The 250-nt window shown below is 36.8% G+C and carries 1 pseudogene; it reads right to left on the reverse strand.

The window, feature by feature from the left end:
• A pseudogene (locus tag ASG21_RS20485) lies at positions 1–250 on the reverse strand (hypothetical protein); the annotation flags it as partial.

Here is a 250-nt window from a genome sequence, read left to right on the forward strand (position 1 = left end):
GTCTTTTACATTTTTAAAATAAATAAAATCTGATGCAGGATTAGGATAAATACGAAAATCATTTTCGGTGAAATCTTCTTTTGTGGAAAGAATCGATATACATTTGTCATCGTAAGAATCTCCGGTTATCGTCCAGCCTTTATTGCTGATGAGGTAATTTCTTGCCGTTACAGCTACGGGATGGGTATAAATCATCGGTGATGCACTGCTGATATTGATATTATTGGGTGTTGCAGGATTCTGGCTCCAG

Origin of the sequence: Chryseobacterium sp. Leaf394, assembly GCF_001424105.1 — a bacterium.
GTDB lineage: Bacteria > Bacteroidota > Bacteroidia > Flavobacteriales > Weeksellaceae > Chryseobacterium.